17 protein-coding genes are annotated in these 23463 nt (G+C 66.3%); 8 read left to right on the forward strand and 9 right to left on the reverse strand.

The genetic code is table 11. The annotated features are described in order from the left end of the window. Positions 1 to 278 precede the first annotated feature (278 nt). The 3 genes from AB0C87_RS08730 to AB0C87_RS08740 form a co-directional block, all read right to left on the reverse strand. A complete protein-coding gene (locus tag AB0C87_RS08730) occupies positions 279 to 1205 on the reverse strand; it encodes a hypothetical protein (RefSeq protein ID WP_360576990.1) in 927 nt (308 codons plus the stop codon). Positions 1206 to 1217: 12 nt separating this feature from the next. After that, entirely contained in the window at positions 1218 to 1790 is a 573-nt protein-coding gene (locus AB0C87_RS08735; RefSeq protein WP_360576991.1) for a glycosyltransferase family 39 protein, read from the reverse strand. Between the two features lie 250 nt (positions 1791 to 2040). Then, the gene (locus AB0C87_RS08740) at positions 2041 to 2994 is read right to left on the reverse strand and encodes a lysylphosphatidylglycerol synthase transmembrane domain-containing protein (RefSeq protein WP_360576992.1); all 954 of its coding nucleotides are present in this window, start codon (positions 2992 to 2994) and stop codon (positions 2041 to 2043) included. A gap of 560 nt (positions 2995 to 3554) precedes the next feature. Here AB0C87_RS08740 and AB0C87_RS08745 point away from each other — a divergent pair. The 3 genes from AB0C87_RS08745 (at position 3555) to AB0C87_RS08755 (ending at position 6195) form a co-directional block, all read left to right on the forward strand. Further along, positions 3555 to 4244: a response regulator transcription factor gene (locus AB0C87_RS08745; RefSeq protein ID WP_360576993.1), complete on the forward strand. Its 690-nt coding sequence runs from the start codon at positions 3555 to 3557 to the stop codon at positions 4242 to 4244. Between the two features lie 288 nt (positions 4245 to 4532). Then, positions 4533 to 5681 (forward strand): ATP-binding protein, encoded by a 1149-nt coding sequence (locus AB0C87_RS08750; RefSeq protein ID WP_360576994.1) that lies wholly within the window; start codon positions 4533 to 4535, stop codon positions 5679 to 5681. Positions 5682 to 5799: 118 nt separating this feature from the next. Continuing rightward, positions 5800 to 6195, forward strand: coding sequence for a hypothetical protein (locus tag AB0C87_RS08755; RefSeq protein ID WP_360576995.1), 396 nt, complete (start codon positions 5800 to 5802; stop codon positions 6193 to 6195). 1867 nt (positions 6196 to 8062) lie between these two features. On the opposite strand, the gene AB0C87_RS08760 is transcribed toward AB0C87_RS08755, so the two are convergent. After that, entirely contained in the window at positions 8063 to 8374 is a 312-nt protein-coding gene (locus AB0C87_RS08760; RefSeq protein WP_360577141.1) for a helix-turn-helix domain-containing protein, read from the reverse strand. A 1367-nt stretch (positions 8375 to 9741) separates the two neighbouring features. Here AB0C87_RS08760 and AB0C87_RS08765 point away from each other — a divergent pair. The 5 genes from AB0C87_RS08765 (at position 9742) to AB0C87_RS08785 (ending at position 19308) form a co-directional block, all read left to right on the forward strand. Continuing rightward, positions 9742 to 16005, forward strand: a complete 6264-nt coding sequence (locus tag AB0C87_RS08765; RefSeq protein ID WP_353831522.1) for a DNRLRE domain-containing protein — start codon at positions 9742 to 9744, stop codon at positions 16003 to 16005. Positions 16006 to 16116: 111 nt separating this feature from the next. Beyond that, positions 16117 to 16563 carry a hypothetical protein gene (locus AB0C87_RS08770; protein WP_345180059.1) on the forward strand — a complete coding sequence of 149 codons (447 nt, stop codon included), beginning with the start codon at positions 16117 to 16119 and terminating at the stop codon, positions 16561 to 16563. A 1130-nt stretch (positions 16564 to 17693) separates the two neighbouring features. Continuing rightward, positions 17694 to 18257, forward strand: a complete 564-nt coding sequence (locus tag AB0C87_RS08775; RefSeq protein ID WP_339153616.1) for a Uma2 family endonuclease — start codon at positions 17694 to 17696, stop codon at positions 18255 to 18257. Positions 18258 to 18471: 214 nt separating this feature from the next. Then, positions 18472 to 18618, forward strand: coding sequence for a hypothetical protein (locus AB0C87_RS08780; RefSeq protein WP_360576996.1), 147 nt, complete (start codon positions 18472 to 18474; stop codon positions 18616 to 18618). Positions 18619 to 18690: 72 nt separating this feature from the next. Next, positions 18691 to 19308: an RHS repeat-associated core domain-containing protein gene (locus AB0C87_RS08785; protein WP_360577142.1), complete on the forward strand. Its 618-nt coding sequence runs from the start codon at positions 18691 to 18693 to the stop codon at positions 19306 to 19308. A gap of 221 nt (positions 19309 to 19529) precedes the next feature. On the opposite strand, the gene AB0C87_RS08790 is transcribed toward AB0C87_RS08785, so the two are convergent. The 5 genes from AB0C87_RS08790 to AB0C87_RS08810 form a co-directional block, all read right to left on the reverse strand. Beyond that, positions 19530 to 21140 (reverse strand): helix-turn-helix domain-containing protein, encoded by a 1611-nt coding sequence (locus tag AB0C87_RS08790; RefSeq protein ID WP_345180063.1) that lies wholly within the window; start codon positions 21138 to 21140, stop codon positions 19530 to 19532. Between the two features lie 202 nt (positions 21141 to 21342). Then, entirely contained in the window at positions 21343 to 22359 is a 1017-nt protein-coding gene (locus AB0C87_RS08795; protein WP_339153615.1) for an aromatic/alkene monooxygenase hydroxylase subunit beta, read from the reverse strand. Between the two features lie 36 nt (positions 22360 to 22395). Then, positions 22396 to 22704 carry an MmoB/DmpM family protein gene (locus AB0C87_RS08800; RefSeq protein WP_339153614.1) on the reverse strand — a complete coding sequence of 103 codons (309 nt, stop codon included), beginning with the start codon at positions 22702 to 22704 and terminating at the stop codon, positions 22396 to 22398. A 46-nt stretch (positions 22705 to 22750) separates the two neighbouring features. Continuing rightward, positions 22751 to 23179 (reverse strand): Rieske 2Fe-2S domain-containing protein, encoded by a 429-nt coding sequence (locus AB0C87_RS08805; RefSeq protein ID WP_353831520.1) that lies wholly within the window; start codon positions 23177 to 23179, stop codon positions 22751 to 22753. Beyond that, the gene (locus AB0C87_RS08810; protein WP_345180068.1) at positions 23176 to 23454 is read right to left on the reverse strand and encodes a toluene-4-monooxygenase system B family protein; all 279 of its coding nucleotides are present in this window, start codon (positions 23452 to 23454) and stop codon (positions 23176 to 23178) included. Before AB0C87_RS08810 ends, AB0C87_RS08805 begins: the two co-directional genes overlap by 4 nt. Positions 23455 to 23463 lie beyond the last annotated feature (9 nt).

Consider the following 23463-nt stretch of genomic DNA (forward strand, 5'->3'; position numbering starts at 1 on the left):
CGGTGCTGCTGGGGCGTCGCGCGCCGGCTCGGCAGATCGTCCGCACAAGGCAGAACAGGGGACTGTGGTGACCGGGAGCGTGCCAGCGACGACATCCTGGATGGACGCAGGGGCTCGGCCAGCATGAATACCGAGGTTTCTCGCACCGGCACCGTCCCCCGATACGGCGGAGCGCAGGATTCTTGGTCGTGCTGGGCAAGTGGTCTCGGTGGTCCGCTCACCGGGGCGGGGGCGTGGGCCACGGCTGCGCAACGAGCTCAGCTCACCGGGGGCGGACGTCAGCTTCCGGCCGTGCGGCGGATGTACAGGGTGAGCCGGATGCTCCCGAACCGCCTTGAGCTGGTCGCCCGGAGACCTTTGTCGTTCTTGAGGATCGCGAGATCGCGCGGAGACGCTGCGCTGCGGTACCGGTGATCGTGGGGGAGTATCTGGACGAGCCAGATCCGGGACTCGGCTGCCAGAGCCGACCGGAAAGAGCCGGGCTGCAGGTTCGTCTCGTGGTCTTGCAGGGCCGTCGTGTTCAACCGGGCGAAGGCGTCGGCGTAGGCGGTCGCGAAAGCCTGCCGATCCGCGGGCAGGTACAGGACCGCGTCCCCCGGGTGCGAGTGCCGCCGCAGGGCGGCGGCCAGAGAGCGCAGGTCGTCCGGACGGCTCCGCGGTCTGCGCTCAGCGAGTTGGGCGGGGAGCGTCACCAACGCCAGGACCGCCAGCACGGTGACCGCGGCCGCCACGGCGAACCAGGGTCGGCCAACAGGCAGCCGCCCGACCACGGTGTCCAGCGCCACCCCACCCAGCAGCGCGAGAGCGCAGACGGAGTAGAGGATGTATCGGGGATGGTAGACGGGGTGGACCTGGGACACGCTCCACGCCAGGACGAACGGTAAGCACATCCACGGGACGGTCAGCGCGGCGGCGTTGCGATGATCGCGAACGAGCAGTCGCGCCGTCCCCACCACGACGGCCGCCACCAGCACGAGCAGGAGGACGCGTCCGCCGCCGGTGACCCACAGGCCGAGGCTGTAAAGCGCCCTGGTTCCGGGGCGCTCCAACCAGGACACCTGGGCGGCCTCTTGGCCGCGCGCGACCACTGCGAGCGGTGACACCAGCAGTACCGCAGCCAGGGTGACCAACCCCCAGCTCGCCCAGTGGCGGCGCCGCCACTGGGGATGCCTCCACAGGCCGGCGGTCACGGCGTGGGCGGGCATGAGGAACAGCGCTTAAAGGTGAAGCCACCCCACCAGGCCCATCGCCGCCGCGTACGCGGCGTACCATCTGAACTGGGGACGCGAATCCTGCAACGCCCGGACCAGGAAGTAGGTGGCCAGGACGGCGCCCGCGCTGACCATCGCGTACTGGCGAGCCTCCTGCCCGTACCGGCTGGTGATCGGCAGCAGGCCGTACAGCAGACCGCCGTAGAGGCCCGCCTTGGCCGAGTACAGCCGCCCGCCGATGGCGGCGATCCCCATGGCCGTCACGCCGGAGGCCACCGCCGAGGGCGTCCGGGTGATCACCTCGCTCGTTCCCAGCCTGGTCACCAGGTGCATCAGCAGGTAGTACAGGCCGTGGACCGCATCAATGCGGGAGATGAAGCTCGTCAGCGCGCCGAGCCCGCCGCGCCCCACGACCACGCTGACCGACTCGTCCCGCCAGTACGAGGGCACGCTGATCCGCCACATGCACATGCCGAGCGTGACCACCCCTGGAATCACCAGGTACGGCCACGTCGCGGCACGGTGTCCCGCAGTGCCGGACAGCGCGGTGGTCGTGCTCCGAGTGCCGGTCGGCGCCATGTCTCACCCCCCGTCGACCGAGTCGAGGACGTCAGGAAGGTCTTCACCATTTGTCAGGAGCCCTAACCGAAGGTCGGCGCCAAGTGCCACAGGGGCGCCGTTCAGAGCCCGCCCGCTCGCGGGGGCCGAGGGCAGCGGTCGGCCGGGATGTGCGCCTGACCGTTGGGGTGGTCGCACCAGCGCCGCCGCAGTAGGACGCTCATCACTGGAAAGACCGAACACCTCGTCCAGCCGGTTGTCGATGGTTTCGTCAGATGATGCGGCGCCGCAGCAGTACGCCCAGAACGCAGGCGGTCGGCAGGAGGGGCAGCCAAACCGTGATCAACCGGTAGCCGAGCACGGACGCCAGAGCGGTGGTGGACGGGACGCCCCCCGCGATCAGCGCCGCGATCAGCGCCACGTCGAGGCTTCCGATGGCGCCCGGCGCCGGCAGCAAAGCGCAAACCGCGGACACCACCAAATAGACGAGCAGTACCTCTCCCATAGGGACCGGGTCGCCGAGGCTCTGGAGCACGGCGTAAAGGATCATTGCGTGCAGCAGCGGCGCCGCCACAGAACCGCCCCACAGTGCCGCCGCACGCCCGGGATGACGCAGCACCCCACGCAGTTCCCGCAGGTCATTGACCAGATGTGAAGTCGCCTTGGAGAGCCGGGCGTGCGCGCCGCGTCGCGTGAGCCGCACAGTGGCCCAGGTGAGTGCCCCTACGATGGCGAGCGCGCCTGTCGCGGCGATCGCTGTCGTAGCGGTCGCCGAGGAACTGAAGGCCGGCCAGTGCACCCGTGGAGCCAGCGACGCCACCGCCGACGGTGCCGCCGCCACGACGCCCGCCAGCAAGAGCAGGTGGGTCACCAGACCCGCGAGGGAATTGAGCCCGACCGCACCTGCGGCCGCGCCGCGCGTCATGCCCAGGCGGCGCATGAACCGCATGTTGACCGCCATCCCACCCACCCCCGCCGGGAGGACGTGGTTGGCGAAGCTCGCCCCCAGTTGCACCACGAACAACCGCCCCAAGGGCGGCAGCAGTGGCATGGAACCCACCTGCGCGATCGCGCCGACGATCCACATGAGGAGGGTCGCCGAGGCGGCGAGGATCAGCCATTCACCGTCTGCAGTGGCGAGACTGTCGCCGCCGGCGTCGACGGCGGCCCGGTGCGCGAACCCGATGACCAGAACCGCCACAGCGGTCGCCAGCCCGAACAGCACACGCGCCATGGTGGAACCGGTCGGGACAGGGCGCCGCAAGCCTGCGCCGAGGCGAGCCGGGCCCTCTCCCATACCGGTACCTCCCCCTGTCTCCCTATAACGAGTGTGACTCCCTTGTTGTGCCGCTGGTGGTGGGCGGGCACCGAGCCTCGGAATCCATCACGGCTGGCGGCGATAGAACTTCTACAAGTTTTACTTGCAGCGCCGCCGCCGCGTCCTCCGGGCGCCTGGCCTTGACGCACAGACCTTTGCCCACCCAACGCTGGAAACCGAGTGCAGGTCGGCAAATCGGCACGCGCCCGGACAGACCAGGGACTCGGACGCGGCGGGACGTCCAGGTAGAGACGGCCTGGGTAAGGCTTCAAGAGGGCGATGATGCCGTAGGTGACGTTGTTGACGACTCAGGCGAGATGATCCCTCCGGCAAGAGAGAACAGGGCAGCAGGGTGGTGAGGGCCCTTGGGGGTTCGACGCTGCTCCGTACTGCGCGCTCGGCCTGTGCCGCGGCTTGATGGGACCGGTTCACATCATTCTCACATTCGGGGGTTCTAGGTTGGAGGTGTGCGAGTGCTGGTCGTCGAGGATGAGATCCGTACAGCCGCGCTGTTGCAGCGCGGGCTGTGCGAGGAGGGCTACGCCGTCGATGTCGCCGCCAACGGTCCCGACGCGGTGTGGCAGGCGGTCGAGAACCCTTATGACGCGATCGTGCTGGACGTCATGCTTCCCGGTCTGGACGGGTTCGAGGTGTGCCGACGACTGCGTGTGGGGGACTGCTGGGCGCCGGTGCTGATGCTGACCGCTCGGGACGCGGTCAGCGACCGGGTTCACGGGCTGGACGCGGGCGCCGACGACTATCTGACCAAGCCGTTCAGCTTTGCCGAACTTCTGGCCCGGCTGCGGGCACTTGTCCGCCGAGGCGCCAAGGAGAGGCCCACCCTGCTGGCCGTCGGAGACCTGCGGCTGGATCCCTCCAGCCGCAGGGTATGGCGGGGGGAGGCTGAGAGGCAGTTGTCGCCCAAGGAGTTCGCGCTGCTGGAGTTGTTCATGCGGCATCCCGGCGACGTGCTGACTCGCACCACGATCCTGGAGCACGTCTGGGACTATGCCTACGATGGATCCTCCAACGTCGTCGACCAGTACGTCGCCTACCTGCGCCGCAAGATCGACGATCCGGGGACCGAGTCGGTCCTGGAAACGGTGCGCGGAGCGGGCTACCGGCTGCGGTCTCCCGCTTTCGCGGAAGGGAGATGACCGGTCGTGCCGCTGCGGTGGCGGCTGGCCCTTCTGTTCACGCTGGGTGCCGCGATCCTGATCGGCGGGGTCGGCCTCCTGTTCCGGCAGCAATTGACGGCCGGGATGAACTCCACTGTCGATGACGCCCTGCGAGCCCGCGCCAATGCTCAGGTGGCGCGTCTGGCCACCGCCAGCCCCTCTCCGTCTCCTCCGGCGTCGGGAGAGCAAGAGGGTCCTGGACAGGGAGAGCACCGAGACACCGGGTCTGAGGATGTGACCCAAGTGCTCTCCCCTCAAGGAAGAGTGTTGGAGAACAGCGGGGACGCCCACGGGCCGTTGGCGAGCGGCGGCCGGTTGCAGAACGCCGCGCGGGAGCCCGAGCAGTTCACCGCGGTCATCGAAGGGCAGCAGTACCGGATGCTGGGCGTCCCCGCCCGCAACGCCGACCAGCCGGTCGTGGTCGTGGTCGGCGCCAGCACGCAGATCGTCGAAGAGACGGCCGCCCGCACCGGCAAGATCTTCCTGATCGCCGGCCCGCCCGCCGCGGCACTTGCGGGACTAGGCGCCTATGTTCTGGCAGGGGCGGCACTGCGGCCGGTGGAACGGCTGCGGCGGCGCCTCGCCGACATCTCCGAGCACGACATCGACGCCCGCCTCCACGTGCCCGGAACGCGCGACGAGATCGCGACCCTGGCCACGACCATGAACGCGGTGCTGGACCGGCTGGCCCGCGCGCTCGCGCGCGAGCGCGGATTCGTCGCCGACGCCGGCCACGAGCTGCGCACACCCCTGACGACGCTCAAGGCCGAACTGGAGCTGGCGCAGCAGCCGGGACGCTCTCACCAGGCGCTGGCGTCGGCCGTTGATGCGGCGGCCGCCGACACCGACCGGCTCATCCGGCTGGCCGAGGACCTGCTGCTCCTGGCCCGCGCCGACGAAGGACATGCCTTTCTGCGGCCCCGGCCCATGGCGCCGCACGACGTCCTGGCCGCAGCGGTGCGGGCGGCGTCCGCTCGGGCCGCCGCCCAGGACATCACGCTGCGCCTGAGCGGCGAAGAGCACATGCACCTGACGGCCGACCCGGATCGGTTGCGGCAGGCGGTCGACAACCTGCTCGACAACGCCCTGCGGTACTCACCGCCGGGCGGCGTCATCGATGTCGGGCTCAGGCGCCGTGGTCGGCATGGACGGGCTGTCGCGGTGATCGAGGTACGCGACCAGGGGCCCGGTTTCCCGCCGGAGTTCCTGCCCGTGGCTTTCGAGCGGTTCAGACGCGCCGACACCGCACGCAGCCGCGCCGACGGCGGTACGGGGCTGGGCCTGGCGATCGTCCGCTCCATCGCCCACGCGCACGGCGGACGAGCCGTGGCGGACAACCCTCCAGAAGGAGGAGCCCGAATACGCGTGGAACTCCCGATGCTCCCCGCCCACGACCGGAGCCCCCACGGTGGCTGAGGCGCGAGCCGCCACCCGCAACTCAAGATGTCAACGTTCACATGCCGCGTACACGGTCGTCTCACCTGTGGCTTCGCATACTGGGTCGCTCGAACAGTCAACCGTGAAAGGCGGATACATGAACCTCAACCGGAAGATCGCGGCCACGGCGTTCGGCGTCCTCGCCCTCGGGGCGGCAGGCGCGTCCCTCGCTGGAGCGGCCTCTGCCGCCTCCCCCTCCCACGTCAAGCCCCCGGCCGTCTCCCGGCAGGTCACGCCCCCCGCCCCCAACCAGAACGACGAGCAGGGCACCGATGAGCAGGGCGCGGACCCGAAGACCGGCCCCGACCACGACAGCGTCCAGCAGGGAGACCAGAAGGGCGCCGACAACGAGTCGAACGAAAACGGCACCGAGAAGGAGGCCGGCGACGAGGCCGGCAACGAGTCGAACAAGAACGGCCAGACCGAGAGCGCGCACGACACCGACAGCGCCCACGAAGACGGCCCGAGCGACACCGGTACCGAAGCCGGGTAACGCCCAGTAATGAGGAAGGGGGCACCCGTGGCAAGGTTCACCAGCCGCGGGTGCCCCATCCGATTCCCGGTGAGTGCCGCAGATCTTCCGGATAGGTCCCCAGCGGGTTGGGAGAACCGGAAGGAAGGTTGTCGGCACGACAAGGTGAGGATGTCAGAAGCGCTGGTTGGGGATTGCAGACCTTGAAGTGCTTCAGTGCCATCCGAATCTCGAGTCGAGAGTTACTCGGTCATTCACTTCCTGATCAGAGCCAAGGCGCCTTTGCCTCCAGCCACGCGTGGTGGCTGCGCGACCAGCCTCTCGGTGCCGTCGACTCTCGTCGTCGCGCTAGGGATCGGACTACCCTCTGGCTACATTAAGGTCACGCACTGTATGTGGCAGCGAGGCGTCAGTTGCGGGAGAGCGTAACGGACTCGACCTTCCCTGAGATGCGCTGTGGCGCGGTGGAAGAAGCTGGCTGACCTGCGACGATGGCGAGAAGCGGCTCGTCCCGGGCTTGATTGATCGTGTTCACACCGAAGAGGCCACTGGTTCGAACCCAGTATCGCCCACGTTTTGCCAGGTCAGAGGCTTGCTTGAATGAAGAGCAGGCCTCTTTGGCGTTGTCGCAGCTCCGAAGAGGTCACGGGTTTCGGTCCAGCAGTGCGCGGCCTCGCGCCCGCAGGGCGGCTTCTTGGGGCTCCGGGGGCGGCCACGGGGGCCCGGTGGGAGGAATTCGGGAGATCATCCTTCTCCCGCCGCGAACGAGGCCACAAGAAGACCGTGCTACCAGTCACTCTACGCGGTCGAAGTCGGGTTGAGTGCTCGCCGCATGTCCGCTCAGGAACCACGAGCCGGGGTGGGCTGGAGTCTGCCTTGTGGCATGCCCGACGGGCCGGTGTGAAGGGGGCCTGCGTCCTGCTTTGGGCCGGGTGCAGATAGCAGGTCACCTGGATCGTCTGGAGGCGTCGCTGCTGCAACGTAGAACCGTCTGACCCGTCCCGGGGAAGGCCCGCTGGTATGGCGCGGCCTTCACCGGCTCCGGCTTCGCGGTCATCCGCGCATGCCGTGACGTCCTGCTGGGCGCAGACCCGCCGGTCGCCGTGCTCGAACGAGCCGTCCGCTGCCTCGTCAAGACCCGCGAGGCCGTCACCACTACCGTGCATCCCGCCGGCACCGTCATCTCTTGCGATGGAGGCGATCTCCGCTGGCAGAACCGGCCGGCCATCGGGCCAACGCTGTCCTCACCGCCCCCGCTCCGGCATGACCGACGAGAAGCAGCGCTGGATACCAGTGGCCTTTTGCTTACGCTCCCGCTCCTTCTCGCGGAGAGCAGTACAGAGCAGATGTGAACAATGTAGTGATCTACAACGTAAAGGCTTCGTCCGGTCCTGCGGTACCGCGATTTTGTCCTGTGGACACGAGTGCGGACGAGTTGGCGGTTGCGGTGGCTACCGCCCGGCGGGCCGGGTATTCGCCCGTTCGTAGCGCAGATGCTCGGAAATCTGCGCTTCCGGCGCGGTCTGCAGCACCGTCTTGGTGGCACCGGGCAAGCCCGTCTGGGCCCGCCGGCGACACCCCTGCCTGGGCCCGCTCGATCAGCTCGGCGGAGGCCCGGACATCCAGCCCGCCCGACCGCTCGTCGTCGCTCGCAGATAATCTCGCCGGGTGGGGGCAACGGCCCCAGCCTTGAGGGTCACCACCCCAGCTCTCCGTGGACCAGAGGAACGCCGCCGGCGGCCTGACCGCGCCCCACGAGATCCTTGAAGGTGTGCCACATGGAGCGGCGTACCTCAACGAAACCGATCGACTTCGCCGGGGTATGTCGGAGGTAACCCCATGGTTGACGATGTCGAACTCGGCAGCGCCATCGTCAGCTGTGACGCCGCTAGGAGACGAGTGGTGAACGTGTGAACCAGGGGGTCTGCCGCCCTGGTTCAAGGCTGTCCGCCGCGAGCGTGACGAGGCATGCGACGGCCCGGCCGGGCAGATCGAAACACAGCTCTTCCTTCGTGGCGTAGTGACGATAGATCGACCCGATACTCGAATCTGCTCCGAGCGCGGTGTCGCGGATGGTCGACACCGCAAACCCCCGGCGGGCGAACACCCGTATGGCAGCCGCCTGGATGACCTTGCGTGCCGCCGCTCGCAGCGCCGCAATCCACTCGACAGTGCGCGCATAAACCCTCCAAGGGGAGATGAACCTTCGTTCGTCCTGTCAAGAGCGTCGGTCTGACGGCCGCGGGCACCCAGCCCGCCCGGGCCGGGTGTGCGGCCTGGCGGCTGGTCCCGGCATTCCGGGGGTTCATCACGCTGGCCGTGTTCATCTGCGAGCTGATCACGGAGGACATCAACGAGAGCCCGACAGGTCGCATGCATCCGCGGACGGCAGCTTGGCGGTTGACTGACGCTGACGCCAGTCAGGTTCGCCAAGTCCGAGCTCTACTCACCCGCCTGAAGCCTTGCGTCCCCTATCGTCTGGTTGCTGTCCGTCGGTCATTCCCCACTCTAGGTATACGTGCTTAAGTAAAAGGGCCGGTCCTGCGTCACCGAAGGCCCACATTTTGCCGTTCCGGATTCTCGTTGTTATGTCAGCGCTGCCATGGACTTGCCCAGCTGACGAGGTGCAAGTTCCGCAGCCGGTGGGCTGTCGCACGAGATGTGGCGTCGTAGACGACCAGCAACGGCTCGTTTCGGTTGAGTCGCGGAGCGCGACGTCTTTCAGGTCCACTGTCGGCCAGAAAATGGTTCGAAGTAAGGTGCTTTTGGGTCACCCCAACTGATGATTTGATGCTGACCGTAAAGCGGGCAATCATCGACGACTTCCTAGCTCGACAGCTCATATTTCTCTCAGGTTATTCTTGATGTTTCTGCGGAAGAACGGCTTGAGTGACTCAAGTTTCATCGATTTCAAAGTCGGATAATGGCATCTGGTTTGAGTCGAAGTCTATCCAGATTGACAGAATGAGATATTTCGCTCGCGACTTTCGTATAGGCAGTCCATATATCTTTGCTGGCAGCCAACGCGAATTCGCATCGACAATCTTTTGCGTTCCTATTTGGCGATGCCACAAACCTTGACTCGGCGTTGCTGTACGCTCTTGACCTGGGAATTTGCATAATGATTGCAAATATGGGCTGTGACCTTTAGACGGTGTGCGGGGTTGTCTGTCGCGATTGGGAGAGCTTTGCTGGGCAGCCTGCTTCTCTGTGAAAGTCGCCTCCTTTGCGAGGGGATGCTTGACGAGTGCTCGCGGTGACCTGGTCTACTATCCGCTCCGTCGCGGATCGTCTTGTCTTGCGATAGTTTCTTGGAGTCGGATTATCTCGTGAGCCGTCTCCCGGTACGGATTTCATGTCAGAGTCGTTATTTGTGATTCCTGAGCGACGCGTTGCCAGGGGAGTCCGTTGTCTGCACCTTGAGTGATCTATGTCATAGCCATGTGCGAGAACCTGACCGTTCCTCTGCGAGGACGCGCTGGTTACGTTTAGGCCGACGTTGGCGATCTTGCCTATGGGTCTGCCTCTGGAGCTTGTGTGAGCTGGTTTCGGCGTGTAGCAGCTGTTATGTCGGTGTCGTTGGCAGGATCGTTCCTCCAAATCAGCCCCTTTTCGCTGATGAACGCGGCGCTCGCGGATCCCGCGTCGCAGGCCGGCAAGCCGGGGCAATGGGCCACGAGCGCAGAGACTGCGGCCTCGGCTCGGATGCTCGCGCGATTGTCCCGACGACCTGTGGAAGCGTTGTCCGAGCGGACGGAGACTTCTTCGACCTGGGTAAACCCGGATGGCTCGCGTACAACTGAGCTGTACGCAGGACCGGTCCGCTTCGTGCAGGCGGGAAAGTGGATTGACGTTGACGTCACCTTGCAGGCAGTCGGTGCGGATGGTGCGGTGGTCCCGCGCGCGCATCCCCGGGGCCTGAGGCTCGGAGGCCAGGGCGGGAGACGACTACGATCCTTCGGCGAAGCGAAGGCTGCCGAGCGTGATGCCCGTGATCTGGTAACGCTCGGGTCAGGCGACGAGCAGGTTGTCCTGCAGTGGAGGGGTGGGCTGCCGAGGCCGCTTCTGGAGGGAAACCGGGCTACCTACCCCGATGCCATCGACAGGTCGGCGGACGTGGTGGTCGAAGCTACGCGAATGGGTTTCGAGCAATACGTGAAGCTCAAGAAGCCACCGACGGGCTCAGGTGGCCTCTCCTACACGATGCCGTTGAAGGTCAAGGGCTTGAAGGCGGACGCCCAAAGCGACGGGTCGGTGCTCTTCGCCGAAGCTGAGACAGGAAAACGCAGGGCGTACCTGCCTGCGCCGGTGATGTGGGACTCCACGTCGGCAGACGGGGTGAGCGACCATCCGCATAAGGCCAAGGTCGGGGTGAAGGTGAAGACGCGGCGTTACGGCGTCGATCTGGTATTCACGCCGGACCCGGGATTCCTTGCCGACCCGAAGACGGTTTGGCCGGTGACAGTCGACCCGTCCACGAGCGCGTTGGCGAACGTCTTCGACACTCGGGTACAGCGGGGCGAGACGGTCGACTGGTCTGCGGACTCCGAGTTGTACTGGGGCAATCCAGGAACCAAGAACGCTGACGGCACCAGCCGGGAGGCACGGGCGTTCATCAACTGGAAGACCGCACCGATTGCCGACGCGCTTGTGTCCAAGGCCACGCTGTCCTTGTACAACTTCCACTCGGGAAACTCCGATTGTGCGGCGTACACGTGGGAAGCTGTGGACACCGCACTTGCTTCAACGGCCTCGCGCTGGACGGCTCAGCCGGCTTGGAGGACCACCAAAGCGACCTCGACTGAGACCAAGGGGCGAGACGGCTGTGGAGGCGACGGCTGGATCAATGCAGACGTCACCAACCTAGCCCAGACCTGGGCATCGGCGAAGAACACGACTTCCGGCATGGGACTGCGGGCACCCGACGAGGTCAGCACCAAGTACTGGAAGCAAGTGAACTCGGGCAACGCGGCGAGCAATGTCCCCAAGTTGACGGTCACCTACAACTACCGTCCGAAGACTCCCACGAACCCACAGGCGGGTCCGCCTTACCTGGCGCACGGCGGCGTCTACGCAGTCAACACCCTCCGACCGACTCTGCGTGCGACGATCGGCGATGCCAACGGCGACAAAGTCAAAGGCAACTTCCAGATCTTCGATGCCGCGACCAACACACAGGTCGGAGATGTGCTGTCGTCAGCGTCCGTCCTCCCAGGTCAACAAGCCTCGGTCACAGTCCCGGACGGTGTGTTGAGCAACGGCAAGACCTACAAGTTCCGCGTAGGCGGCTATGACGGCACCCACTACGGCACTATCTGGTCGGATTACTGCGCCTTCACGGTGGACACCACCAGCCCGTCCGCGCCAAGCGCCGTGGGATCAACGGACTACCCGTCCAACGCATGGGTGAAAGGTGCCGGGCAAGCGGGAAAGTTCACCGCCACACCACCCTCTGCGGACCACCAATGGTTGGAGTGGTCGCTGGATGGGACGAACTGGAACAAGGTGGTAACGAGCGGCGCAGCGGGTGCCAAGACCTTCTCGGTGACGCCGCCCAGTGACGGCACCCAGGTTCTACAGATCCGCACGATGGACAAGGCCGGCAATGTGTCCGAGCCGGCCTCCTACACCTTCCACGTCGGTCCCGGCGGGTTCGACAGCCCGACGGAGGGCCAGCGCACGGCCCGTCGCGTGCCCTTGGTGGCCGAAGGCAACCCGACCAAGTATGACAAGGTGACGTTCGCCTGGCGGCGAAGTGACGCCGACCCATGGACGCCGATCCCGCCCGCTCACATTGCCTCCGGCGACACTGCGCTTTCCTCTTGGCCGGTCCCCCTGACCAACGGCAAGAACGCATCACTCGCCTGGAACGCGGTCACAACGGTCAACCCGGACGGCAACGTCCAAGTGCGAGCTGAGTTCGCCGGCCCCAACGGCGCCGTCGGCCAGTCGCAGCCGTTGGCCCTTGTGGTCGACCGCAACGCAGACGGTGCCGCGACCAAGACGGTCGGTCCAGGCGCAGTGAACCTTCTGACCGGTAACTACTCTCTGCAGGAGACCGACGTCTCGCTTTTCGGAATGTCGGTGTCCCGCACGGCCTCGTCCCGGTTGCCCGGCGCCGGGGCCGAGCAGGAAGGGCAAGCCCCCATTTTCGGAGGTCAATGGGTAGCGGGTGTCTCCGCCGACCCGACGGACACCGACTACTCTCACCTGCGTAAAACCTCGGAGACCTCGTTGGACGTGGTTGAGGAGGACGGATCAGCGCTGCACTTCACGGCCAATGCTGACCAGACGGGGTGGGTTCCCGAGCCTGGGAACGAAGACCTCAAACTCACAGGCTCCTTCACCGGCACGTTCACGTTGACCGAGAGCACATCTGGAGCCGTCACCCGCTTCGCCAAGACCGAACCGAACGCGGTCACCTGGCAGGTGACGACTTCCTTGCGGGCTGGCTTGGACGACACTACGGCCAACGTCGTGTCCGAGGCCGTAACGGTCGATGGCAAGAAGCTCGCTCGTCCGAAGCGAATCATCGGTGCCTCCAGCGGCGTAGCATCGAGCACCTGTGAGAACTCTCCCTCGACCCGCGGATGCCGCGTGCTCGAATTCACCTACGCCACCGCCACCACCGCCACGGCTAGCGCGTTCGGCGACTATGTCGGCCAGGTCAGCGAAGTAAGGCTGTGGGCCACCAAGCCTGGAGCCAGTGCCGCTGAGGCGATCCCGGTCGTCCGATATGCCTACGACGACAGAGGACACTTGCGGCGGCGATGGGATCCACGGATCACTCCGCTCCTGCAGACCCAGTACGGCTATGACGACGCCGGACGAGTAATCGAGCTGACGCCGCCGGGGCAGCTCCCCTGGACCTTCACCTACGGAAGCGCGGGGAAAACCGAGACGGCCGGTGCGGGCATGCTGCTGAAAGCGTCGCGCCCCGCGCTCAAGCAGGGCAGTACCGACACGGTTGAGGGGGACGCCGTCACGGCGCTCGTCTACGATGTGCCCGTCACCGGGGCCAAGGCTCCTGTGGAACTCGGCATCGTCGGACGGTCCCGGTGGGGGCAGACCGAGAGTCCGACCGACGGGACCGCGATTTTTCCCTCCGACGCGACACCCGCTTCCCACACAGGTGATGACCTGTCGGCCGGAGACTACAGACGCGCTGCCATCACCTACCTCAACGCCTCCGGCCGGGAAGTGAACACCGCGAACACCGCCAGCTTCGTCACGACGACCGAATATGACCGATACGGCAACAAGGTGCGTGCCCTGAGCGCCGCCAACCGGAACATCGCGCTCGGCGGAACCGCCGCCGACCAGCAAGCCCTCACTGAGCTGGGGATCGCGAACCTGCCGAGTGCTGAGCGCGCCGAAATGCTCTCCGAACGGACCACCTACAGCGACGATGGGGTGCAGGAACTACAAAAGCTAGGACCGTTGCATCAGGTGACCCTCGATCAGGATCTGATCGTCTCCAATGAGAAGGTCGCGGCATCTGGCTTGCTGGTCATGGCGCGTCCCTGGAAACAGAACGAGTATGACGCGGGACGCCCCACCGACGGTTCCGCCGTCGTCCAGGATCAGGTCACCAAAGTCAGCGAGGGAGCCCAGTTGCCCGCCTATCCCACCGTACTGGCGGACGGCCGAGTGCAGACCACCAGCTATGACTGGGCCAAGGGCGTTCCCTCCGCCACCACCGAAGACCCCGGAAGCCTGTCGATCACCCGGCAGGTCGAGTACGACTCCAGAGGCAGAGAGACCAAGAGCACGCAGCCCAAGAGCTCCGGCACGGACGCCGGAGCGAGAGTGACCACCTACTACAGCGCCGACGGCACCGGGCCCTGCGGTGGACGCCCCGAATGGGCTGATCTGGTTTGCACGACCGGACCGGCCGGAGTGATCACTGGCGGTGGCTCCAATCCATCGGAACTGGCGACCACCCGTACCGAATACGGACTGTACGGGCAGCCCACGACCGTCACCGAGACCGCCAACGGTGCGACCCGGACTACGACGACGACTCACGACGATGCCGGGCGGCCTGTCAAGACCACCGTCTCGGGCGGTTCGGGCGCGGCGGTTCCCGAAACTACGACCACTTATGACAGCGTCACAGGGCTGACCACGACCAGCGCTTCCCCGACCGGTGGAACGATCACCCGCGGCTACGACAAGCTAGGCCGGCAGACGTCCTACACCGACGCCGACGGCGGCATGACCAAGGCCGAGTACGATCGGCTGGGCCGCCCGGTCAAGGTGACCGACTCGGCACCGTCCACCACCACCTACACCTACGACACCGCGGTAGACCCCCGCGGTGTGCCAACCGCGATCACTGACTCAGTCGCCGGTACCTTCAGTGGCCGGTACGACGCGGACGGGCGAGTGTACGAGCAGACGCTTCCCGGCGGATACACCACGACCACCACCACCGACACGGCCGGGAACCCCGTCGCACGCTCCTACACTCGCAACAGCGACGGCATGATCGTGGCCAGCGACACCCAGACAGTCTCGATCTTCGGGCAGGCCACCACGCGGGTCGGCACACCCGGCGGTGTCACACAGCAGACCTACCGATACGACAAGCTGGGCCGCCTCGTCCAGGCTGAGGACACCACGGACAACATCTGCACCCGTCGCTCGTACGGCTTCGACGACAACACCAACCGGAACCTTCTGAGAACTCTGGTCAGCGAGCCGGGGATCGACTGCCCTGCCAGTGGAGGAACAAGCCTGACCTCCAACTACGACTCCGCCGACCGGCTGGTCAACAGCGGCTACGCCTACGATGCCTTCGGTCGCACCATCTCTGTGCCCGGCGGTGCTGGCTACTCCTACTACGCCAACGATCTGGTCCGTCAGCAGACCGCCGGGAGCCAGCGCAGGACCTGGCAACTGGATGCAGCCATGCGCTATCGGTCATGGACCACCGAGACGAACACGTCTGGCACCTGGAACCAGCTCGAGGCAAAGCTCAACCACTACGGAGACGACTCCGACAGACCCCGCTGGATCGTTGAGAACACCGCCACTGGCGCCATCAGCAGGAACATCGTCGGGCTCACCGGCGAACTGGCCGCCACCACCGCCAAGACTGGAGGTACCGCACTCTATCTGAACACCCTGCGCGGCCACGTCGCGGTCATCTTGCCACTAGACGCCGGTCAAGCGCCGACTGTCATCGACACCGACGAATACGGCAACCAACGCCAGGGCTCGCCATCCATCCGCTATGGCTGGCTCGGCGGGTACCAACGCTCTAGCGAAACCCTCACCGGGGTGTCGCTCATGGGCGTTCGCCTCTACGACCCCAACACTGGCCGCTTCCTGCAGACCGATCCCGTGCACGGCGGAAACGAAAACGCCTACGAATACTGCACCGCGGACCCGGTCAACTGCACCGACCTCGACGGCAGAATCTCTTGGCGAAAGCTCTTTCGGCACTTCATCGAAAGCGGTGTCTGCATGCGCCTGGGATTCGGTTCGTGTATCAAGGCGGTCAGCATATCGGTAAATGCTGCTAAATGGTCAAAAGGCCTGGGGGGCAGTGGAATCACCAACGCTGTTCGTCATTTCATCTGGCAGGGTAGCCTCACGTTCTATCTGGGCTACAGGGCGGCGAAGCTGATCGGAGACGCTCATGAGATCTACGAGTCTGGCAATGATACGGCGAAGGATCGATACAATAACTTCATAGCCCGGTGGTTCGCGCGTGCCTATCGAGGCACATTGCGGGTGTTCAACTACTACTGGGGAGCTAACGGCGTCTTCTACCTCCTTAGATATTATGGATACTGGTACTATCGTTACGGCTATCTAATGTAGCGACGCATCGGCGCGGCCAAAGCTTGGCCGACCCGTACCGCGCTCCTAGCGCAAGGGCGTGCGGAACGATGGGATGCGACTGTCTCACCGAAAAGCAAGGACGGTTCTTCGATGTCTGCCAAACGCGCCCTTCCTTGGGGGTTGGTAGCTTCGGTTCTGCTGGTTCAAACCCTGTCGGGGTGTGGCCCGACACAGCCGGTCGATCTTCGGTGCGGCAAGGATGCGAAAAGGGTTCTTCAGCAACTTGAAGATGCCGTGATTCCGTTCATCCCACGAGGTGATATCGGCTCAATCGAGCGACTCGAAGGATGTGATTCCGGTGACAACCCGACACTGACCGTCAGTTTTCGAGAAGGCGTCAGTCGGGCTGGCATCGTGAAGGGTCTTGCCGTTTCGCCTTGGAGGCCGGCGACGGCTGCGCTAGTCGAACGATATGGTGCGAGAATGGACTCCAACGTCTACGAACGCCCAGTGGCGTCACGTCGTGTCGTGGTCATGGTCGAAGAATCTCCGCTAAACCAAAGCGCTGTGGAGTTGACCGCGGAATTCTTTGACTGAGCCTTTAGGGAAGGTGTCTTTATGAGTGGTGATCGCCCCGGAAGTGCGGGTGGATGGATAATTGACCGGCTTCCGCGTCAAAGCGAGGCCGCGCTTTAATGACCTTTGGCTCGCATTGGTCCTCTGCTGCGCCAAGCGGGCACCCCTGGTTTACCTGACGCTGCCTGGGGCCCCATCGGAGAGCGCCTGCTCGTGGACTGTCACGGTAAGCCACCTTCGCGGTCGGCTGCGGTCGGCCACGCGCCGGTGACAGAAACAGCGCGCTATCTGTGGGAGAGCGCAGTGGACTTGATCTGCCCTGATGTGCGCTGTGCTGTGCTGAAAGATGTTGTCTGACCTGCGACGATGTCGAGAGGCGGCTTTTCTCGGGCTTGATCGATCGTGTTCACCGAAGAGGCCACTGGTTCGAACCCAGTATCGCCCACCCCAAGTTTCCACAGGTCAGAGCGTTGTCCATGGCGCGATCTCGTGTGTCGCGATGGTCGCTTCGTAGTCTCGGGAGCCAGTTTCGGGAGCCACCGTACGCTTCGCAGATTCCCGAAGCGCTCACCCAGGCGGTCGATCATGGTGACTGCGTCGTTCTGGTCGGCCGAGTTCGGCAACGGAAGCCGTACTGGCCTTCTTGAGAACCTCGTTGGCTCGCTTGCAGTCAACGTCTCGGGCGCAACCGCTTCAGCTGCTGGCGCTTGACCGAGGAGCGCGATGAAGGTCTTCGGCAAGGCGGCCGCTGACAGCGTCGGACCCGCTCTCGGCGGCCGCTGCCCTGGCCGACAGTTGCAGGCCCGCAGAGTTCGTCGTGCTTGACGACGCCTTCCGCGGCGGTGATGCGCGCCATGGTCGAGATGCCGTGACCGGCTGTGCCCGTGCAGCCAGGCTGGGCGTGGGCCGGGTGGGCCGGGTGGGCCGGTCCTGGTAAGTGCTGTGTGCTGCTGTCCGGTCCAGGCCTCTTGCGTGGGACGTCCAAACGGTCATCTTTACACCGAAGGGGCCGTTGGCGACTCGCGTTGCCGTCGAGCGCAGGTGTTGCGGACCTTCCTCCAGGTCCGGGTCGACGTCCAGTCCGAGGGCGGGCCTCGGTGCTAGTTTGTGGATGAGCTGCCAGGACCGTTGAGACCGCGAGGAGAGCTCTGATGACGGCGATGCCTGAAGAGCCGCCGTTCGTCCGTGATGACCTGAGAGAGGCGCTCGCCGCGCTCGAGGTGATGCCGGGTTTCCGGGCCGAGCTGGTGGATGGAGAGATCATCGTGTCCCCGACTCCCGATGGGCAGCACGAGACCATCATCGTGGCGGTCGACGACTGGGTTCGTGACGTCCACGGCCTGCGGTTGCACCGAAACCTGACGCTGATCAGCCCGGAGGGGGAGTACGTACCCGACGGGATCGCCGCTCCCAAGGGTGCGTTTGCGGGACGCGAGTGGCACAGCAAGCCCGACGGGGTGGCGATGGTGTTGGAAGTGACGTCGGGGAGTCGGCGGGATCGCAAGGGCGCCGAACGGGACCGCGGGCCCAAGCGGCGCGGCTACGCTGCCGCCGATATCCCGCTGTACCTGCTGATCGACCGGTTGGACGGAAAGGCCACGATCTTCTCCGAGCCGCGCGGGGATGACTACGCCCACATCGTCTCGGTCGCCTTGGGGGAGGACCTCCCCATCCCCGCCCCGCTCGAAGGCGTGCTCCCCACCCGCGATTTCTGACCGCTCCCGCCCCGGCGCATGGAACCCCGCGCTGCGGGAGTCGTACCGTCGCGCGACTCCGTCGACCGATAGGCGGCTTCTTCTTCGTGGACGTCGGGACGGGCGAGCCCATCAGCGGCTCGCTCACCGAGGCCGCCGGCGGGCGAGTCGGAGCCGGAGTCGTCTGCCGCCGAGGGGCGGACCTACACCTATCCCGCGCCTCTGGGCGACAGCGGTGTCGCCAACTCGGCACGCGTTGAAGTCGCTCAGCGGAAACGACGGGACCACCGAGACCACCGACCTGTACACCTACGACAAGGTCGGCAACACCACCACCCGCCCGGCCAGAAACTGGTCTATGACGCCGCAGGCAACCGCCTGATCCGCAGGGACACCAACGGCATGACCCTCTAGCTGCCCAGGCAGGAAGTGAAGGTGTCTGCGGGCGGGGCCCATCACCGCGGTCCGCCACTACAGGCACGCCGGTCAGAACGTCGCCTACCGGACGGGTGTCTCCAGCTCCACCGTCCAGTTCCTCGTCCCCGAATACCAGGGCAGCGCCGACACCACCGTCAACGCCGTCTACCAGGACAACTGGAGCGTCCGCCGGTTCGCGCCTTTCGGCAACGAGCGCAGCAGCCCGATCGGTGTTTGGCCCACGCTCATGGACAGGGGCTACGTCGGCGGCACCAAGGACACCACCACTGGCTTGACCCACTTGGGCGCGCGGGAGTACGACCCGGTCACCGGCCGGTTCCTCAGCGCCGACCCCGTCACCGGCGGCGGTGACCCTCTAACCGCCAACGGCTACTTCTACGCCGGCAACAACCCGTCGACCACGCCGACCCCACCGGCCAGTACCGCGACGACGGCTTCCGGCCAGGGCCCAGCAGCTACGCCAACTACGGAGCACGCGAGCTGGGACGACGCCAACCAGCACCACAACTCCTTCAGAAGAGGAGGGGCGGCGGCTGCTGGGTCGGCTGCAAAGGCAGCGGGGGCGGAAACCCGGTACCGGTCAAGAAATCGTGCGGCTGGAGCTGCAAGGTCGGCAAGGTCGGCGGCTTTCTGAAGAAACACCAGGCCACTATCGCCGGAATCGCAGCAGGCGGCCTCTGCGCCGCCGCCACCGGCGGCACCGCAGTCGTCGGCTGCGCCGCCATCGGCGGATGGGTCTACGGCGTGGTCTCCCAGCACCAGAACACCCCATCCGACCAACAAACCCTCCTAGGCGGCTTCAAGGCCGGCCTCACCGGCGCTGCTATAGATGCTGGCCTCGCGTTGAGCGGTCTACTAGCCCAGTGCCGCCTTGGCGTGGCCGGTCCGGTCGTCGTGGAGGGTGAAGACCGAGCCCGCCCTGTTGCGCGCGATGACCTGGACGGCGAGGAAGACGTCGACGATGGTCGGCAGCGAGCGCAGCGATCCGCCGATCAGCTCCTCGGCTCGGCCGATCCGGTACCGCACCGAGTTGGGGTGGATGTTCAGCACGTTCGCGGTGTCGTTGATGCTGAGGTCGTTCTCCAAGTAGACGATCAACGTCTCGAGGAGGTGTTCGCTGCCCTCGATCTTGGCGAGCAGGTCGTGCGACCGCCGTATCAGCTGGTCCTCGTCGGCGGTGCTGACGGCGATGTCGGCGACGGCGAAGTCCTCGAACCGCTGCACCGCGGGGCCGTCGGCCGGGCGGTGCAGGCTGCGGGTCAGCGCCAGCCGCGCGTCCCGGTAGCTGTTGCCGATCAGGTCGAGCGAGGCCACCCTGCGACCGATGCCCGCCGACGCCTGGAGGTCGCGGGCCCGCAGGACGCGTACGGACTCGTCGAGTAGGCGGCTGTCGGAGCACTGCAGGATCACGACCGCGACGCCCTCGTGGGAACCCACCAGGTGCGGCGAGGAGGAGTTGGAGACCAACCCCCGCAGGATCTGCGTGACGTCCCTCAGCTGCTGCGAATGCAGGTCCGGGTCGAGTCGCCGCTGGCTCCAGTTCGGCAGGGCGATGGCGGCGACGAAGCACGGACCGTGCGGCTCGAACCCGAACCGGCGGACATGGTCCCAGCCGAACTTCTCGTAGCCGTTGTTCGAGACCAGCCGTTGGAGGACGTCGGCCCGCTGCAGCGCCTCCTCGTTCGCCGCGGCGCGCCGGCTGAGGGCGATGACGTCGAGCAACTGCTCGACAGTCGTGATCAGCTGGGACACGATCTCCTGCGAGGTGGGATGGCCGCGCCTCGCCAGCACGATCCAGCGGTGCGCCTCCTCCGGCCCGTTGATCAAAGAGGCCACGACGTGCCACTGCCCGACGGTGAACTGCTGCCGCTCCTGGGAAGACTTGTCGATCCGCTGCCAGATGACGCTCGCGGGGCCGTCCCCCGTGGCGGCGAGGAGCCGCCCGTCCGGGTAGTAGAGGATCACCGTGCTGTTGACCAGGGCGCCCAGGCGGCGCAGCAGCGAGTCCGTCGGATCGGGCGTCGACACGGCGGCGATGAGGCTGGACTGCAGCGCGAGCAACTGCTGGTAGAGGACCAGCTCGCTGCGGGCCACACGTTCGTTGACGGCGTCCTTGATGGCGCGCAGGGAGGAGTCGGCCGGAGCCGAGAGCAGCGGGAGGTCCGCGGCTCCGGCGGCCGCCACCATCGCCTCGGGCGGTTGGTCGGCGCCCGCCGCCAGCGTGTGGACGATTCCGACCGCGCCCGCGGCCTTCGCGGCCGCGACGAGCGCCTCCGCGCTGCCGGGACCCGCCCCCTCGGGCAGCCCGCTGGTGAGCAGCAGCACCGCCCGGTGCTCGGCCGCCGGGAGCCGTCCCAGTTGCAGCACCTCGGCACGGGCGATCTCCGCGGTCTTGGCCCGGTTGCCCCCGACGGTCAGCTGGAGCCCGAGATCGACGTTGCGTTGCAGGTCTCCGATAGTGAACATCGCACTCGTCCCTAAACGACACGTTGACGGGAGCGTTCTCGACACTCTACGGCGTGCGGCGGGTTGGATCCATCCTGAATTCGCTGGTCAGGGGGCTGAACTCGGGCGGGAACCGGACCGGCCCGGCGGCATGGCCCGCGGCGCCCCGCAGGGTCGCGCCGCCGCGGGACCGCCTCTCGGAGACCGGTCCGGTGCGACCGGGCTATCGGGCGGCGACCGGCTCCTGGACGAACGAGGCCCTGGCGCTCGCCGCCGTCCTCTTCACCTCCGCGCCGAGATCGCTGCCGGGCACCAGCACGTCGCAGTACGCGTCGATGGCCTGGTCGGCGAGCGCGCCCCACTTGTCGAGCCAGCCGCGGACCAGGTCGCGGTTCGCCTTCCCGTGGTCAGCGGATTCCAGGGCGTAGTCGACGAGCGCCCGCGACCACTTCTGGGTCCGGTCGCTGTCGACGAGCTGGGCACGGCACAGCAGGGCCAGCAGCGTGTCCCCGTTCTCCTGGGCGACGGCCGAAAGCGCCCGGAGCATGGCCGCGTCGATCGCCGGCCGGGCCACGAGGTTGACCGCGACGAACTGCTCGGCCCAGTCCCACGCGACGAGCGCGCGCTCCATCAGCTCCCGGAATCCCTGCCACGCCTCGTCGTCCTCCCAGCGGGCGCGCTCCTGACGGCCGAACCCGGCCGAGGGATGGGCGGTGGCGAGTTCCGCCGTCCGGTAGGCCACGCGCGAGACCCACCGCAGGTGGTCGCCCGACTCGAAGATGAAGCAGTTCTCGATCGTGCTCGACGGTGCGAGCGCCGCGAGGTAGGCGGCCGACATCTGCACGGTGTGCAGCAGGTACCGGCTCGGCGTGTAGAGGCGCGCCAGCTGGGCGACCCACTCGTCGGACATGCCGCTGTCGTGCTCGTTCTTGCTGTGGTCGTCGAGCAGGCCGTCGACATGCGACTCCTGCCCGTCCTGGATCATGTTGTACGTCCGGTAGACGATCTGGTCGGGATCCCGGAAACCGTCCCAGTCGGCGTGCCTGAGGGGCGATTCATTGCGGTATTTGACGTACCACTTGCTCAGCGGCACATCCGGCCCCATGGCCCAGGGGGCCTCGTCGTCGGTGCTCCAGAGCAGCTTGGTCGAGACGATCTCGTACTCGGTCGGCCGGCGCCGGTTCTTCGCCAGGTGACTCCACGTCTTCAATGGCCTGGAGACGTCGTTGGCATCGCTCATGGGTTTCTCCTCGGTCTTTTCCTTCAGGGGTGGACGTCAGGACTGCTTCAGGAAGTACCAGCGCATGTATTCGTCGTGCGTCTCGATCTGACCGGAGTAGCCGGTCAGGCTGACCTCCAGTTCCTGCATCGAGAACGTCCGGCCGAGCAGCTGCTCCATCGTCCGGCGCCGGATCACCAGTCCCCCTTCCGCCTCGACCCGGACGTAAGTCCGGTGGTCGGCGACGTGGATCTCCTTGTCCGGGTTGTCCTGCTCGATCGCCTCTACGGCCACGACGGAGATGTCGCCGCCGCGAAACAGCGGGCCGGCGAGATTCGACCCGCCGTGCACCGGTGTGGTGGTCATGTTCTGTCCTGTTCTCGCCTCGACGAGGTGATCGGCGGTCACCGTCTCAGGCGTGCGAGTACTTTCGCTTGATTCCCTTGACCGACACGAGGACGTTGCCTTCGCGGACCTCGACCGGGTACCGGGCGAGTTCCGCGTCGTCCGGATTCACGCCCTGACCCGAGCACGCGTCGAACTCCCAGAGATGGGCCGCGCAGATCAAAGTCGTGCCGTCGAAGTCGCCGTTCTCGAGCGGATGCTCCTGGTGCGGGCAGATGCTCTGCAGGGCGCGGATGTCACCGTCATCGGTGCGCAGCAGAAGCACCTTGACACCGGCGACCGAGCAGAGCCGCATCTCCCCTGCCCACAGGTCGTCCTCCGCGCAGACCTCGTGGAACTCGGCCTCCGGCGCGGAGGCCGTCCGATCCCCGCCCTCCCTGCGCCGGTCCGCCGACCCGACCCCCGCGGGAAGGTCGGCGGACCCGGCGCCGTTCACTCGCCCTCCGCCACGAACACGTCGATCTGCTGGAAGTGCCGGAGTCCGGCCTCCTCGACCGTCATCGTCCGCGGGAAGGGCGCCGCGTCGTCGGTGTCGGTGGTCAGCCGGACCAGCAGGGTCGCGCCCGGCTTGGGGTGGCGGGCCTGGTATCCCACCGCGGGAGCCAGGCAGGCCTCCACGACCTCGTCCATCGTGTAACCGGTCTCGACGTCGATGATCCGGGTGTGCGCGTCGTACTGGAGCCGTCCGATCACGGCAAGGGGCGTAGACATCTCGGTCTC

It is taken from the genome of Actinomadura sp. NPDC048021 (genome assembly GCF_040653135.1).
Lineage (GTDB): Bacteria > Actinomycetota > Actinomycetes > Streptosporangiales > Streptosporangiaceae > Spirillospora > Spirillospora verrucosospora.

Coding starts and splice junctions, on each gene's coding strand:
- AB0C87_RS08730 (WP_360576990.1), bottom strand. CDS start 1,205: ATGCCCGCCCACGCCGTGACCGCCGGCCTGTGGAGGCATCCCCAGTGG.
- AB0C87_RS08800 (WP_339153614.1), bottom strand. CDS start 22,704: ATGACCACCACACCGGTGCACGGCGGGTCGAATCTCGCCGGCCCGCTG.
- AB0C87_RS08755 (WP_360576995.1), top strand. CDS start 5,800: ATGAACCTCAACCGGAAGATCGCGGCCACGGCGTTCGGCGTCCTCGCC.
- AB0C87_RS08795 (WP_339153615.1), bottom strand. CDS start 22,359: ATGAGCGATGCCAACGACGTCTCCAGGCCATTGAAGACGTGGAGTCAC.
- AB0C87_RS08770 (WP_345180059.1), top strand. CDS start 16,117: ATGTCTGCCAAACGCGCCCTTCCTTGGGGGTTGGTAGCTTCGGTTCTG.
- AB0C87_RS08765 (WP_353831522.1), top strand. CDS start 9,742: ATGTCGGTGTCGTTGGCAGGATCGTTCCTCCAAATCAGCCCCTTTTCG.
- AB0C87_RS08735 (WP_360576991.1), bottom strand. CDS start 1,790: ATGGCGCCGACCGGCACTCGGAGCACGACCACCGCGCTGTCCGGCACT.
- AB0C87_RS08775 (WP_339153616.1), top strand. CDS start 17,694: ATGACGGCGATGCCTGAAGAGCCGCCGTTCGTCCGTGATGACCTGAGA.
- AB0C87_RS08810 (WP_345180068.1), bottom strand. CDS start 23,454: ATGTCTACGCCCCTTGCCGTGATCGGACGGCTCCAGTACGACGCGCAC.
- AB0C87_RS08790 (WP_345180063.1), bottom strand. CDS start 21,140: ATGTTCACTATCGGAGACCTGCAACGCAACGTCGATCTCGGGCTCCAG.